Here is a 15,089-nt window from a genome sequence, read left to right as displayed (position 1 = left end):
GGGACCGCCCACCCCTATCGACCTCCCGGAAATCGCCTCGATCATCCGAACGGCCCCCGGCAGGAGACCGGGGCGCGACGTTCGCCGACGCCGACACCAATCACCCTCACTCGAACAGGTCGCGATAGGCTTTGGCGAAGGACTTGTAGGCCTCCCAGCCGTCCTTGTCCATCACCTGATCGATCACCCACCGATTCTCCTGCCCGCCACCCATCAGCGTCTGGATTTCGAACCCCAGGTGCCGAAGCATGGCGTAGCTGGGACCGTCGTCGTCGAAGCTGAAATCGGCATACTCGTCCGAGCGCACGTTGAGCAGGGCGATGAAGGGCGAACCATAATCGCCTGGGCCGAGCAGATCCTGACTGTTGTCCTGCACATGGGCGAAGACCTTCTTGGCGAACGCGGTGACCAGCACTCGCCGCCCCTCGTCCTCGATCATGCCGTGCGAAAGACGATCGGCGACCTGGATGAGAAAGGCCAGATACTCCTGGATGACCGCGAGCCGCTGCGCGTCGTCCCGGTAGACGAAGCGCTCGCAATGCAGATTGATCGCCTTGTCGAGCGCGACACGCCAAGCGATGTAGGCCAGCGCGCTGGCGACCTCGGGAAGCGAGCGCTCGCGCACCTCGTCCTGCCAATGGCTCTTGATACGAATGGCCACGAAATCCTCCTGCGTCGTTGATGGGCGGACGCCGAGCGCATCGAATCCGCCGCCGAATGCTCAGTATTTTACTCGGAAAATTCGCCGACGACGCAGATCCCCAACAAACCACGAACAGGATCCCGACACATGCACCAGCCCCAAGACGCCCCTCGCCCCAGGCTCACCAGCATCCGGGAAGCGAGCCCGGGCAGCTTCATCTTCGTGCGACCGCTCGCACTGCCGCCCGCCTTCTGCGAAGCGGTAATCGAGCGCTTCGAGGCCAACCCAGAGCAGCAGGTCGCCGGCCGCATCGGCCAGCTACGCGCCGAGAACGCAGGCATCAAACGCACCCGCGATCTGGTGGTGAGCAACAAGGAGGACTGGAAGGACGTCGACCAGATGTTCTTCCGCTCTCTGGCCGCCGCGATCCGCGAGTTCCGCGAGGCATACCCCTATTTCAAAGGCCCCTTCAAAGACGAGGGCTATCAGATCCAGCGCTACCTGCCGGGCGACTACTACCACTGGCACATCGACAGCGGCAGCCACGAGATGAGCCAGCGCCAGCTGGTCGCGCTCTGGTATCTCAACGACGTCCCCGGCCCCGGCGGCGAGACCGAATTCATCCACCAAGGCATCAGCGTCCGCCCCGAGTGCGGCAAGCTAGTGCTCTTCCCACCCTTCTGGACCCACGAACACCGCGCCGCCACCGTGCGCGAAGGCGCCAAATACATCGCCACCACCTGGATCGTCTTCGCCTGAGGACACAGAAAACGACCTGTCGCCCGGATGGAGCGCGAGCGAAATCCGGGGACAACCGCCAAGCGGGTCGCGCCCCCCCTTCACCAACTCACGATCAAGGAACCAGGGACAAGATGGACACCTTCACGCCTTCAGACCTCAAGACCATCCTGCATTCCAAGCGGGCCAACCTCTACTACCTGGAACACTGCCGGGTCCTGGTGAACGGGGGGCGCGTCGAATACGTCACGGACGAGGGCAAGAATTCGCTCTACTGGAACATCCCCATCGCCAACACCACCTGCCTGCTGCTCGGGACCGGAACCTCCGTCACCCAGGCGGCGATGCGCGAGCTAGCCAAGGCAGGCGTACTGGTCGGATTCAGCGGCGGCGGGGGCACCCCACTGCTCGCCGCGACCGAGCGCGACACCGACATCCTCTGGTTTTCACCGCAGAGCGAATATCGGCCGACGGAATATCTCCAGAACTGGACCCGTTTCTGGTTCGATGACGCACTGCGCCTCAAGGCGGCCAAGACCTTCCAGCAGACGCGACTACAACGCGTCAGAACCCAATGGGCCTCCGATCGCAGACTGAGCACGGCTGGCTACGCACCCGACCTGGACGCGCTCGATGCCCTGCTCGCCCAAGCTGGCCCCGCCATGGAGGCCGCCCCGGACCACACTAACCTGCTCACCCAAGAGGCACGCCTGACCAAACAACTCTACAAATTGGCCAGCCGGGCGACGGGATACGGCGACTTCACCCGCAGCCAGCGCGGCCAAGGCATCGACGCCGCCAACCAATGCCTCGACCACGGCAACTACCTCGCCTACGGCTTGGCGGCCACCGCGACTTGGGTGCTTGGCCTACCTCACGGATTGGCGGTGCTGCACGGCAAGACCCGCCGAGGCGGGCTCGTATTCGATGTCGCAGACCTGGTCAAGGACGCCACCATCCTGCCTCAGGCATTTATCTCGGCCACTCGTGGCGATACCGAGCAGGAGTTTCGCCAAGCCTGCATCGAGACCCTCACGCGTAGTGAGGCCCTGGACTTCATGATCGACACGATCAAGGAGGTCGCCCAGGTCATGGGACAGCTCGCGCTGCGGGAGACCCTATGAACATCCTGCTGATCTCCCAATGCGACAAACGCGCTCTCACCGAAACCCGCCGCATCCTCGATCAGTTCGCCGAGCGCCGAGGGAACCGCACCTGGCAGACGCCGATCACCCGAGACGGACTCGACACGCTGCACCGACTGCTGCGCAAGACCGCGCGCAAGAACACGGCGGTAGCCTGCCACTGGATCCGAGGGCTCGACCATTCCGAACTGCTCTGGGTGGTTGGCGACCGGCGTCGCTTCAATGAGCAGGGTGCCGTGCCCACCAACATGACCCGACGCAACATCCTGCGTCAAACCGATGAGAACGACTGGCACACCGGCGACCTGATTCGCCTCCTGGTCGACATGGCCGGTCTGCTGCACGATCTCGGGAAATCCATCGAAGCCTTTCAGGCCCGACTGCAAGGCAAGCTGAGCGGACGCAATCTGATTCGTCACGAATGGGTATCCGCGCGCCTGCTGGAGTCCTTTGTCGGCGATGACGACGATGCCACCTGGCTCGGTCGGCTGGCCGAACCCACCCCTGCCGATGACGCCCGTTGGCAGGCTCGGCTACGCAAGGATGGACTGGACGGACCGCACAAGGCCCCATTCGACACCATGAGCCAAGCGCCAATCGCTCAGGCACTAGCTTGGCTGATGCTGACGCACCACCGCCTGCCCGAATTGCCGCCCGAAGAGCCGTTTCAGATGACCGCTTTGCAAGGTCTGCTGACCCAGATCGCCCCCGCATGGAACGAACGCGCCTTCGCCGAAGCGACCCCCGAGGCACTGAAGCCCTACTGGCGCTTTCCCCACGGATTGCCGATCGCCAGCGATGCCTGGCGACATCGCACCCGCCGCATCGCTCGCCGACTGCTGCCTCTCGCACCCTTGTCCGCAGACCTTCTGGACAACCCCTTCGTCATGCACCTCAGCCGACTGGCCCTAATGCTGGCGGATCATCACTACTCCAGCCTGGAGGGAGAGACCAAAGAGCGCGTCGAGATCAAGCCATCCAACCCATTGATCGCAAACACCTGCGGAAAGAGTTCCGCGCCGAACCAGTCGCTGGACGAACACCTGCTCGGCGTGGCCCAGCACGGCGCGCAGATCGCCCGCTTCCTGCCCCGTTTCGAGCAAGCCTTGCCGGGCCTGGGCAAACATCGTGGGCTGAAACAACGCGCACGAAAGGACCGCTTCCGTTGGCAGGATAAATCGGCCGAGTTGGCTGCCAGCCTACGCGAGCACTCCCAGACGCATGGCGCCTTCATCGTCAACATGGCCTCGACCGGCTGCGGCAAGACATTGGCCAACGCCCGCATCATGTATGCGCTCGCCGACCCCGCTCAGGGCATGCGCTGCGCCTTCGCGCTGGGCCTGCGCACCCTGACCCTGCAAACCGGCAAGGCATTCAAGGATTTACTGAACCTGAGCGACGAGGATCTCGCCATTCGGGTCGGCGGATCGGCCAACCGCACGCTGTTCGAGCACCATGAGGCCCAATCCGAAGCCACCGGTTCGGCCTCCCGCCAGGCGCTGCTGGAAGAAGATGGTCATGTCGTCTTCGAGGGACAGATCGATCGACATCCACTGCTGCGCCGCGCCGTGGCCGATCCGCAGGTTCGTAAGCTCCTGGTGGCGCCTCTGCTGGTCTGCACCATCGACCACCTGACCCCAGCCACCGAAAGCCAACGCGGTGGCCGACAGATTGCACCGATGCTCCGTCTCATGAGCGGCGACCTGGTTCTGGACGAGCCCGACGATTTCGACCTGGCAGATCTTCCGGCCCTGACCCGGCTGGTCCATTGGGCCGGCCTGCTCGGCGCACGGGTCTTGCTCTCCTCGGCCACACTGCCACCAGCCCTGGTTCAGGGCCTGTTCGAGGCCTATCGCAACGGTCGCCGGCACTTCCAACGCAACCGAGGGGCTCGCCCCGGCGCCGCAGAGACACCACCGGAGATCGGTTGCCTTTGGATCGACGAATTCGATCAGCAGGCACGAAACTGCTCGGATCCGGCCAGCTTTTCCCAGGCCCATGCGGCATTCGCCCACAAGCGCCACGCCGAACTGGCACGCCTGGCGTCCGAGCCGCGACGGCGCGCCGAGATCCTGCCCGTCACGGGCCTGGACAGACTCAATGAGTTGCCATCCCTGGCCGGAGCGCTCGCGCCCCAAGTGTTGTCGGCCGCCCTGAGGCTGCATCGCACCCATCACAGCTCGGATCCACAAACCCAGAAGCGCGTCAGCTTCGGTCTGGTGCGCATGGCCAACATCGAGCCTCTGTTCGAACTTGCCTTGGCGCTGTTCCGCCAAACGCCACCGGATGGCGTTCGGATCCATCTGTGCGTCTATCACGCCAGCCACCCGCTACTGGTTCGCTCGGCCATCGAACAGCAATTGGACCGTGCCCTACAGCGTCACGACCCGGACACCGTCTTTTCTCTGGCCGACGTGCGCCAGCGATTGGACGTCTATCCAGAACCAGATCATCTGTTCATCGTGCTCGGATCGCCCGTCACCGAGGTCGGGCGCGACCACGATTATGACTGGGCCGTCGTCGAACCTTCATCGATGCGCTCCCTGATCCAGCTCGCCGGCCGAGTCCGCCGCCATCGGCTCGGAGCGATCGACTCACCGAACATCCTGATCCTCAGCCACAACCTGCGAAGTTTCCGCTATCGGGATAAAGCCGCCTTTTGCAGACCTGGCTTCGAGATGGACGAAGGGCCGTTTCGTCTCGCCTCACACGATCTACGGGAGCTGGTGAACACCGAAGAGATCGCGGTGATCGACGCCCGGCCCCGAATCCTCTCTCCGGAAGATGTCGCGTTACGCCCTCGGAACCGTCTGTCCGACCTCGAACATGCCCGCCTGCGGGACAGGATGCTGCCGCAGCAGCAAGTGCCCCCAACAGCCAACCCATTGAGCCGTCGCGCCCGCGCCGCCGCCAAGCCAACGCCCGCGTTGAATGCCAGCACCTGGTGGCACCAGGCACCCCGAGACGCCCTGCTCACCGCCGTCTTGCAGCAACAGCACCCATTCCGCGAGGAACCGATCCCTCGGGATATCACCCTAGTCTTGCTGCCGGATGAGGACGGAGAAACCGCCTTGCTACATCGGATGATGGAGGGCGCACGCCGACACGAGCCCTTGTATATCGAAGTCGACCGCTCACTGTGCGATCACCTACCCAACGCCTCCACGCAAGGCGAGCGGATCGAGCCCTGGGGCATCACCGATTACATGACGGCCCTGTCGGACCTCGCCGAACAGCTGGACCTGCCGCTCCGCACCTGCGCGGAACGGTTCGGCACCGCGACCGTCAGGGCCAATGAGGAATGTGGATGGCGTTATCATCCGGTCCTAGGTTTTGCTAAAAAAGGGTGAAGGTCAGCGCAACGAAGAACGTCAGATCCAATCCATTGCAGGGAGAAGCAAATGTCCGTCCTCGACCCCCATCGATCATCGGCGATCCGCACCGCGCTGCAAACGCATGTGACGAAGCGGCGAAACGAAGTATTGGCAAAGATCACCGGCACCGATGCCGCCTCAGAGAAAGAACGCCAGAAGCAGCGCGATTTGTTTGAATTACAAGCACTACTAATCAGCGGCGCGGCAAGCGTCAGCCAGATTCAAATGGCGACCCACATCCTCAAGGGAATCCACCCAGATCCCAAGGTTAGAGTCGCAACAAACCTCAACATCGACCCAGCGACATTGCCGGACCTGACACTCGTTGGATCCCATGTCCTGAGGGATGAGATCGATGTCGACGCGACCGGCAATGGTGCCTTCAACAAAAAGATCTATGAGCTTTATCGGCTACTGCAGACCCAATTCGATGGCCGGTCCGTCTTGGATCTGCTGGAAAGCGGCGATGTCGATGCCGTGGCCGCGCTCAGCGAAGATGCGTCACAAGCCCAGGAAATCGCCAACAAGCTGACAGAAATTGACACGAAACGCTGTACGCAAGCGGCGTCTCATACCCTCGCGAAACAAGTCTTCTGGCCCCTCGGCAACGATCCGCACGACGATCGGGACTACCATCTGCTCGCACCGCTCTACCCCACGTCGCTGGTACATCGCGTTTACCAAATCCTGCAAGACGACCGATTCAGTGAGGAAGCCAAGGCCGCCCGACAGGCACGCAAGACGAGCGCCTGGCACGAGCGCACGGTTCACGAGTATCCGCACCTCGCCGTGCAGAAGCTCGGCAGCAGCAAGCCGCAGAACATCAGCCAGCTGAACAGCGAGCGCCGAGGCGACAACTATCTGCTCGCCTCGTTACCGCCAGTCTGGCGCTCGACGACCATCAAACCGCTCTTCAATGTGGAATCGTTGTTCAACGTCTTTCGCTGGCGTCGCGAGGTTTACGCGCAGACGCAAAACCTGCGGCGCTTCCTGGAAGGCGATCCAGCCTCCAATCAAGAAACCCGCCAGTATCGAGATGCCCTAATCGACGCGCTCTTGGACGAGCTGATTCAGTTCACCGCAGAAGTGCGCACGCTCGACGCGGGTTGGAGCACGGATCCGCAATGCAAGCTGCTTGCGGCACACCGCGCCTGGCTGGATCCTCAATCGAATGCGGACTTGGGCGACAGCATCGATGCGATCGCATCCGACTTTGCCAACTGGCTGAACGCACGGCTCCGCGAGCCTCTACCCATGGGCGATCCGGAGTATCTGTACTGGCGCAAGCTGGCCCGCGAGCAGCTGAAGGACTTTAGTCGGGAGGTTGAATGAACGGCGACGCTCACACACCGAAACATGCCGCCATCTTGGTGCTGCCTCACATCCGCGTGCAGAACGCCAATGCCATCTCCAGCCCCATGACCTGGGGCTTCCCGGCGATCACCGCCTTTACCGGAGCAATGACGGCACTCGAACGCCGGCTGGGACAGGATGCCGGAATCGGACTCTATGGCGTCGGCATCATCTGCCATGGTTTCGAGGCTCAGGTCACTACCGAGGGATTCACCCACGCCTTTCGACTTACCCGCAACCCGGTTCTACACGACGGCAGCGTTGCCGCCATCGTCGAAGAGGGACGCGTGCATCTGGATGTCACTCTGGTCTTCGAGGCACGGATCAGCGACGCGCATCGCGGCGATGCCGAGCGCGCGGCCCTAGCCGAACGGATCGCCCACGAGCTAGCCTCGATGCGCATTGCCGGCGGAAGTCTAATGCCACCGATCGCAGGCTCGGCGCGCCGGCCGACCCGCCCCACCCTCGATCTATTGCCAGACGAGGACGAAGAACGGAGCAAGCTATTCAAGCGCTTGGCGCGACGTTGGCTCCCAGGCTTCGCTTTAGTCTCGCGCGATGACCTCTTGGAGGCGCGGCTGTCCGATCTGAAAGCCCTGAATCCGAATGCCAACGTGTTGGACGCCTGGCTCGACCTGTCTCGCTGGAGCTCGAAAGCCATCATGCAACCGACAACGGACGAGCAGGCGGAGGTGCCCAAGATCGACTGGATCACAGAGCCTCGCCCCGGCTGGATCGTCCCGATCCCGGTTGGATTCGCTGCTCTATCCGATTTACAGCCACCGGGAACCGTCAAGGGTGCCAGAGACACCGAGGTTCCCTTCTGCTTCGTCGAGACGATTTGGTCCACGGGTCAATGGATCAGCCCGCACCGCCTACAGGATCTGGACGAGCTGATCTGGGAAGCGCAGGCGCCCGACGAGCACGGCCTCTACCGCTGCCGCAACGCCTATCGTCCGCCGAACCCCGTTCCAGACCCAACCAACGTAATCGCATACTGAACGTTCAAGGAGAGACGCCCCATGGCCAGCACAGACAACGCCCTCAAGACCGCCTCAGTGCTCGCGTTCGAGCGAAAACTGGATCCATCCGATGGACTCTTCCACGCCGGCAATTGGGATGGGCGAGACGACACCACCGCGTGGAAGCCGGTCACGCTGCGCGAGAAATCTGTCAGAGGCACCATCTCGAACCGACTCAAGACCAAGGATCAGGACCCGGCAAAACTCGACGCCGCCATCGAAAATCCCAACCTGCAAACCGTGGATGTAGCCACGCTGCCAGCCGACGCAGACACGCTCAGGGTCGGCTTCACCTTACGCATCCTCGGTGGGACTGGGCGGCCTTCGGCCTGCAACAACGCCGCGTACCAAACGAAGCTGCTGAGCACAGTTCAAGGCTACGTCGACGCCAACGGATTCGGCGAGCTAGGCCGACGCTATGCCCACAATCTCGCCAACGCCCGCTTTCTGTGGCGCAACCGTATCGGGGCCGAGCAAGTAGAGGTACGTATCCAGCATTTGGAGAAGGGACAGCCCAAAACGAGTTGGACGTTCGATGCCCTTCAGCTCTCACTGCGCGACTTCCAGACGCCCAATGGTGTCGAAAAGGACATCAACAGCCTGGCCGATGTCATCACGACCGGTCTAGCCGGTAAGGGCCATGTGCTCCTACAGGTCACAGCGTTCGCCCGCATCGGCGCGGGGCAAGAGGTCTATCCCTCGCAGGAACTGATCCTCGACAAGGCCACTAGCAAGAAGAGCAAGACCCTCTACGACGTCCAAGGCATCGCGGGCATTCACTCCCAGAAGCTGGGCAACGCACTGCGAACCATCGACACCTGGCACTCGGAAGCAGACACACTCGGCCCGATCGCCGTGGAACCCTACGGCTCGGTCACGACACTCGGCAAGGCCTGCCGCAAACCCACGGACAAGCTCGACTTCTACAACCTGCTCGATGGATGGCTGCTGAAGGACAAGGCCCCACCACCGGATCAGCAACATTTCGTGATGGCCATCCTGGTTCGTGGCGGCGTGTTTGGCGAGGCCGGAAAGGATTGAAGCCATGCTGCACTACGTCGACATCCGCCTGCTGCCGGATCCGGAATTTCCAGAGCACCTGTTGATGGGAGCGCTGTTCACCAAACTGCACCGTCTACTGGTCGAGGTGCAAGCCTGCACGATTGGCGTGAGCTTCCCTGGCTACAGGGAAACCCCGCCTACGCTGGGTAATACGCTGCGATTGCTAGGGCCGGAGCCTGATTTGACTCGACTGATGGAGAATCCATGGCTCAAAGGGATGCGAGATCATACGGAGGTCAAACCCATCGCGCCGATCCCCGCGAATGCGGCCCATCGTCCGCTGCGACGCATTCAGGTCAAGAGCAGTCCCGACCGACTCAGACGTCGCCAAATGCGACGGCACGGATTGACCGAACAACAGGCACTTGACCGCATCCCTAACGATAAAGGTGCCAGAGTACGAATTCCTTTCGTGACGCTTAGCAGCACGAGCACGGGACAACGCTTCCCATTGTTCCTAGAGCTTGGGCCGCCAATCTCCGCGACAGAAAAATGGTCGTTCAACACCTACGGCTTGAGCAATTCAACACCGGTCCCGTGGTTCTGACCCTTTTCTGGGGCTGTCTGCAAGAGGCAGATAAATCAACCTCTTGCAGCCGACCAGAAAAGAATGGTGGCTATCCTCAAATCCGAGAAAATGTCTTATGAATCTTAGCTGTACCTGAAATTAGACCTACATCACTGCCGGATAGGCAGCTCAGAAATCCGGCACAAACGCACCATCGCCGATCACCCGCATCACTGCCGGATAGGCAGCTCAGAAATGATAGCTTTCAGGCATTTCACGCACGAGGTCCATCACTGCCGGATAGGCAGCTCAGAAAATCAAACGCTCGCGCGCCTCGGGGGGCATCGCCATCACTGCCGGATAGGCAGCTCAGAAAAGTAGCAACATATCAAGAGCTGATCGACGCGCCATCACTGCCGGATAGGCAGCTCAGAAATGACCGAGCACACGGTCGCTTCGCTGGTCGACCATCACTGCCGGATAGGCAGCTCAGAAATTGATCTTCTGCATCACGACCGTCTTGCTGTCTCATCACTGCCGGATAGGCAGCTCAGAAATCCAGTGGCCGGGTCAGTGCGTAAATCAGCGACATCACTGCCGGATAGGCAGCTCAGAAATGTGTGCAGCCAGAGGCGCGAGAGCCCATCGTCATCACTGCCGGATAGGCAGCTCAGAAAGTCAGGGCGCGGGATTCCGTGCAGCTGTCCGTCATCACTGCCGGATAGGCAGCTCAGAAATCGTCGAGAAGTCTTGGCCATGCGTCCGGCAGCATCACTGCCGGATAGGCAGCTCAGAAAAACCGCACCGGCGCCCAGCTGAACCGGTTCCATCATCACTGCCGGATAGGCAGCTCAGAAATCGTCAGAAAAACGAACCCGCACCGGGTGTTTCATCACTGCCGGATAGGCAGCTCAGAAATTGCAGAGCCCTGCATGAAGTGGGCGAGCATTCATCACTGCCGGATAGGCAGCTCAGAAATTGGAACTGTCACGCTGGCTGCGGCGACGGACCATCACTGCCGGATAGGCAGCTCAGAAACCAGGGATCCATCGAGCGTAGTGTCGCAGCAGCATCACTGCCGGATAGGCAGCTCAGAAATAGTGGCCCGCAATCATCGTTTCATTCATCTGCATCACTGCCGGATAGGCAGCTCAGAAAATGCGCCGCTGGATCAACCCAGAAACGGATCGCATCACTGCCGGATAGGCAGCTCAGAAATATTTCGCTGTTAGGGGGAAAGAAGAAATAGACATCACTGCCGGATAGGCAGCTCAGAAATCATGCTCGAAGATCAGGGCGAGATGGCGGCGACATCACTGCCGGATAGGCAGCTCAGAAACCAGCCGAGCGACTGCTCGAGCTGTCCGGTCCCATCACTGCCGGATAGGCAGCTCAGAAATATCGGCCAAAAGCTTGCGATACCCGTTTGGTCATCACTGCCGGATAGGCAGCTCAGAAAACCCGCGCATAACGAATGGTGTTGGTCTGGGGCATCACTGCCGGATAGGCAGCTCAGAAATCGCACATCTTGGCCAGCCCAGCATTTCTCTCCATCACTGCCGGATAGGCAGCTCAGAAATGCCAGTGAATGAGCTTTAGGGATCGCCTCATCATCACTGCCGGATAGGCAGCTCAGAAAACTTCGTCGGCGTCTGTCCGTCTGCGAAAACACATCACTGCCGGATAGGCAGCTCAGAAAAGGTCGGCCTCGTCGTAGCGGATATAGACGGTCATCACTGCCGGATAGGCAGCTCAGAAAAGGGACGGCTCTACATCCAAGGCGCGCCGCGCCATCACTGCCGGATAGGCAGAGCTCAGAAATGCACGCGATCCGCCGCGTCGCCCATCTTGCTCATCACTGCCGGATAGGCAGCTCAGAAAACCGGGGCAATATCCATCAACCGAGCCGTGATCATCACTGCCGGATAGGCAGCTCAGAAATGAGAGAAGAGATCGCCATGCCAAACATTCACCATCACTGCCGGATAGGCAGCTCAGAAACTGGACGACGCTAACGATCGACAAAACCGTCTCATCACTGCCGGATAGGCAGCTCAGAAAAGTCGCGATTCAAAGAAGTCGAGATCGTCACCCATCACTGCCGGATAGGCAGCTCAGAAATCGCGCGGCGCGGATGCCGCGCCCGGAGGCGTCATCACTGCCGGATAGGCAGCTCAGAAAACCTGGCCGGCGAGACTGGCTGATGCCGATCACATCACTGCCGGATAGGCAGCTCAGAAATTTTGAAGGCGCTCGGGACGCGCGGCCATGGCCATCACTGCCGGATAGGCAGCTCAGAAACAGGATTCGCTTGATGGCCGCGCGCCGAAGAGCATCACTGCCGGATAGGCAGCTCAGAAAGATTCGAGGCGAGGGTAGCTGTCGCGCGGATACATCACTGCCGGATAGGCTGCTCAGAAAGGCGATCTCTCGAATCGCCGCGTCCTGCTGCTCATCACTGCCGGATAGGCAGCTCAGAAATCGCGCTGCGCGTCCGTCCCCTTCCGCCGCTTCATCACTGCCGGACAGGCAGCTCAGAAATCGCAATCGGCGCGCTCGGCCGCCAATGGCGTCTTCACTGCCGGACAGGCAGCTGCACTCCATCGCCCCGAATCGCTTCCCTTCACTCAAAAAACAGGGAAGCGATCCATCAGCACTCACCTACGCCCGCTCGTCCTTGGGCACATGGTCGGTGACGCCTGCTCCGACGTAAATCTGTCTCGGGCGGGCGATTTTGTTGCCCTGCGTCTGCGACTGCTCCCACCAGTGGGCGATCCAGCCGGGCAGGCGTCCGATCGAGAACATGACGGTGAACATGTTGGTCGGGATGCCGATAGCGCGCATGATGATGCCGCTGTAGAAGTCGACGTTGGGATAGAGCCTGCGGTCGACGAAATAGGGGTCTTCCAGGGCGATCTCTTCGAGCTTGCGGGCGATGTCGAGCAGCGGATCCTTGACGCCGAGGGTCGGCAGCAGACGCTCGGCGACCTTGCCCAGCATTCGGGCGCGCGGGTCGAAGTTCTTGTAGACCCGGTGGCCGAAGCCCATCAGGCGCACCTTGCTGTCGCGGTCCTTGGCCAGGCGCACGTACTCCTCGGGACTGATCTGGCCCTTGTGTATCTGCTCCAGCATTTCCAGAACGGCGACGTTCGCCCCGCCGTGCAGGGGTCCCCAGAGCGCGCAGACGCCGGCCGCGCAGGAGGCGAAGAGGTTGGCCTGACTGGAGCCGACCATGCGCACCGTGGAGGTGGAGCAGTTCTGCTCGTGATCGGCGTGCAGCAGCAGGATGAGGTTGATGGCGTCGCGCACGACGGGATCGCATTCGTGCTCGGCATAGGGCTGCGAGAACATCATGTGCAGAAAATTCGGCACGTAGCGCAGCGCCGGATTGGGGTAGATGTAAGGTTGGCCGACGGAGTGACGGTAGGCGTAGGCCGCGATCGTGCGGATCTTGCTGATGAGCCCTGCGGCGGCGGCGCGGAAGTGATCCTCGCCTTCCAGCTCGAAATACTCGGGGTGGAAACAGGACAGGGCGTTGATCATGGCCGAGAGGATGGCCATGGGCGGCGCCGAGCGCGGGAAGCCCTCGAAGTGGTGCTTCATGCTCTCGTCGAGGTTGGCGCTGGCGGTCAGTTGCTCCGAGAAGAGTTTGTATTCCTCGGGGTTGGGCAGATGGCCGAAGATGAGCAGCCAGGCGACCTCGACGAAGTTGGGCGCCTGCTCGAACTGCTCGATGGGGATCCCGCGATAGCGCAGGATCCCCCGCTCGCCATCGATGAAGGTGATGGCGCTCTGGCAGCTGCCGGTATTGCCATAGCCAGGGTCGAGCGTGATGTGCCCGGTACGCGCTCGCAGATCCTGGATGTCGATGGCACGCTCGCCCTCGGTGCCTTCATATACGGGAAATGGGTATTGCTGGCCGTCCAGGATCAGGATCGCGTCGTCGGACATGGCTAGATCTCCGCCACCACTTTGTCGTAAAAGCCCAGAAAATCGTCGGGGGTCGCACCCTCGCGCCACTCGATCGCGCTGCGCGGGTGCTGGTTGAGCTGCCCGGTGATGTTGTAGGGAATGGACGGTCCCCAGTCGAGATCCTTGCGCAGCGGCATGATGTAGTTCTGGATGACATCGATCACCGGGCGCATCTCGAACTTGGGATTGCGCAGGAAGCCGAGCAGCAGCTCGGTGTGGCAGTTGCCGGCGCCACGTCCAAAGCCGAACAGGGTGGCGTCGACCCGATTGCAGCCGAGAATGATGGCCTCGATGGTGTTGGCGAAGGCGAGCTGGAGATTGTTGTGGGCGTGGATGCCGATCTCCTTGCCGGTGCCTTCGAGTGCGCCTGCGTATTTGCGGTAGAGCCGGTCGATCTGCTCGCGGTAGAGATAGCCGAAGCTGTCGACGATGACCATGGTGGTGGCCGGCGTCGGGGCGATGGCATCCAGCACCGTATCGATCTCTTCCTCGGTGATGTTCGAGACGGCCATGAGGTTGGCGGTGGTCTCGTAGCCGAGTTCATGGGCGTGGCGGATCATGTCCACCGCCTCGGACACCTGATGGGCGTAGAAGGCGACGCGGATCATGGACAGCGGACTCTCGGCCGCCGGCACGATCTGGGTCTCCCAGTCGCTCTTGCCGGCGTCGGCCATGGCGGCGAGCTTGAGCCCGGTCTTCTCGGGATCGTGATCGCCGACCACGCGGCGCAGATCCGACTCGTCGCAGTGACGCCAAGGACCGAACTTCTCCTTCGGGAAGGTCTTCGGAGAGTTCTTGTAGCCGATCTCCATGTAGTCGATGCCCGCATCGACGCAAGCGTGATAGACCGCAGCCACAAATTCGTCGCTGAATTGATGGGCGTTCACCAGGCCCCCGTCCCGCACGGTGCAATCGAGCACCTTGAGTTCGGGTCGAAAGGTGATCCAGGGGGCTTTGTCGGACATGGGCGGCTCTCCGCGAAATCTATTGATCGATTCGCCATTTTGAGGCCAAAACCATTGTCCGGGCAAATACCTCCCACCTCGACTTAACGAGGAGTTGACAACATTGCGCCCGATGCTCGCTGAAGGGCCGGCGGACCATGCGTCAACGGCAACGATGGCCATCGAGCGAACAGACCCGACCGGCGATACGACCGCCGCCGGGATTCCGGCCCTACCCTGCGGCATGTCCAGCACGACCCCGTCCTGCTCTGTGGGACGCGATGCGAACCAAAAGCCTCAATCGCAATTAAGAACGGTTTACATTTAG

Annotated in this window: 10 protein-coding genes and 1 CRISPR repeat array; of the genes, 7 read left to right on the top strand and 3 right to left on the bottom strand. The window is 61.3% G+C overall.

Annotated elements, in window-relative coordinates:
• Nucleotides 1–106 precede the first annotated feature (106 nt).
• Entirely contained in the window at nt 107–661 is a 555-nt protein-coding gene (locus ACFSJC_RS08190; protein ID WP_386025553.1) for a hypothetical protein, read from the bottom strand.
• Nucleotides 662–790: 129 nt separating this feature from the next.
• On the opposite strand from ACFSJC_RS08190, the gene ACFSJC_RS08185 reads away from it, so the two are divergent.
• From ACFSJC_RS08185 to cas6f, 7 genes are all read left to right on the top strand, one after another.
• Nucleotides 791–1,402 (top strand): 2OG-Fe(II) oxygenase family protein, encoded by a 612-nt coding sequence (locus tag ACFSJC_RS08185; RefSeq protein WP_386025551.1) that lies wholly within the window; start codon nt 791–793, stop codon nt 1,400–1,402.
• Between the two features lie 113 nt (nt 1,403–1,515).
• Nucleotides 1,516–2,505, top strand: a complete 990-nt coding sequence (gene cas1f, locus ACFSJC_RS08180; RefSeq protein ID WP_386025549.1) for a type I-F CRISPR-associated endonuclease Cas1f — start codon at nt 1,516–1,518, stop codon at nt 2,503–2,505.
• Nucleotides 2,502–5,876, top strand: coding sequence for a type I-F CRISPR-associated helicase Cas3f (gene cas3f / locus ACFSJC_RS08175; RefSeq protein WP_386025547.1), 3,375 nt, complete (start codon nt 2,502–2,504; stop codon nt 5,874–5,876). The genes cas1f and cas3f overlap by 4 nt, the downstream gene beginning before the upstream one ends.
• A 51-nt stretch (nt 5,877–5,927) precedes the next feature.
• Complete coding sequence (csy1, locus tag ACFSJC_RS08170; RefSeq protein ID WP_386025545.1) at nt 5,928–7,232, top strand: type I-F CRISPR-associated protein Csy1; 1,305 nt, start codon at nt 5,928–5,930, stop codon at nt 7,230–7,232.
• Complete coding sequence (csy2, locus tag ACFSJC_RS08165; protein WP_386025544.1) at nt 7,229–8,254, top strand: type I-F CRISPR-associated protein Csy2; 1,026 nt, start codon at nt 7,229–7,231, stop codon at nt 8,252–8,254. Before csy1 ends, csy2 begins: the two co-directional genes overlap by 4 nt.
• A gap of 21 nt (nt 8,255–8,275) precedes the next feature.
• On the top strand, nt 8,276–9,316 hold the full coding sequence (gene csy3 / locus ACFSJC_RS08160; RefSeq protein ID WP_386025542.1) for a type I-F CRISPR-associated protein Csy3: 1,041 nt from the start codon (nt 8,276–8,278) through the stop codon (nt 9,314–9,316).
• Between the two features lie 4 nt (nt 9,317–9,320).
• Nucleotides 9,321–9,884, top strand: coding sequence for a type I-F CRISPR-associated endoribonuclease Cas6/Csy4 (gene cas6f, locus ACFSJC_RS08155; protein WP_386025540.1), 564 nt, complete (start codon nt 9,321–9,323; stop codon nt 9,882–9,884).
• A gap of 129 nt (nt 9,885–10,013) precedes the next feature.
• Nucleotides 10,014–12,386: a CRISPR direct-repeat array (repeat unit 28 nt; unit sequence CATCACTGCCGGATAGGCAGCTCAGAAA).
• A gap of 120 nt (nt 12,387–12,506) precedes the next feature.
• On the opposite strand, the gene ACFSJC_RS08150 is transcribed toward cas6f, so the two are convergent.
• Together ACFSJC_RS08150 and ACFSJC_RS08145 are read right to left on the bottom strand one after the other, a co-directional pair.
• A complete protein-coding gene (locus tag ACFSJC_RS08150; protein WP_386025538.1) occupies nt 12,507–13,796 on the bottom strand; it encodes a citrate synthase in 1,290 nt (429 codons plus the stop codon).
• 2 nt (nt 13,797–13,798) lie between these two features.
• Nucleotides 13,799–14,782, bottom strand: a complete 984-nt coding sequence (locus ACFSJC_RS08145; RefSeq protein WP_386025536.1) for an aldolase catalytic domain-containing protein — start codon at nt 14,780–14,782, stop codon at nt 13,799–13,801.
• Nucleotides 14,783–15,089 lie beyond the last annotated feature (307 nt).

The sequence above is a fragment of the Thiorhodococcus fuscus genome, assembly GCF_042682685.1.
Classification (GTDB): domain Bacteria; phylum Pseudomonadota; class Gammaproteobacteria; order Chromatiales; family Chromatiaceae; genus Imhoffiella; species Imhoffiella fuscus.
The sequence above is the reverse complement of the archived record's forward strand: the minus strand, read 5'-3'. Positions and strand labels throughout refer to the sequence as shown.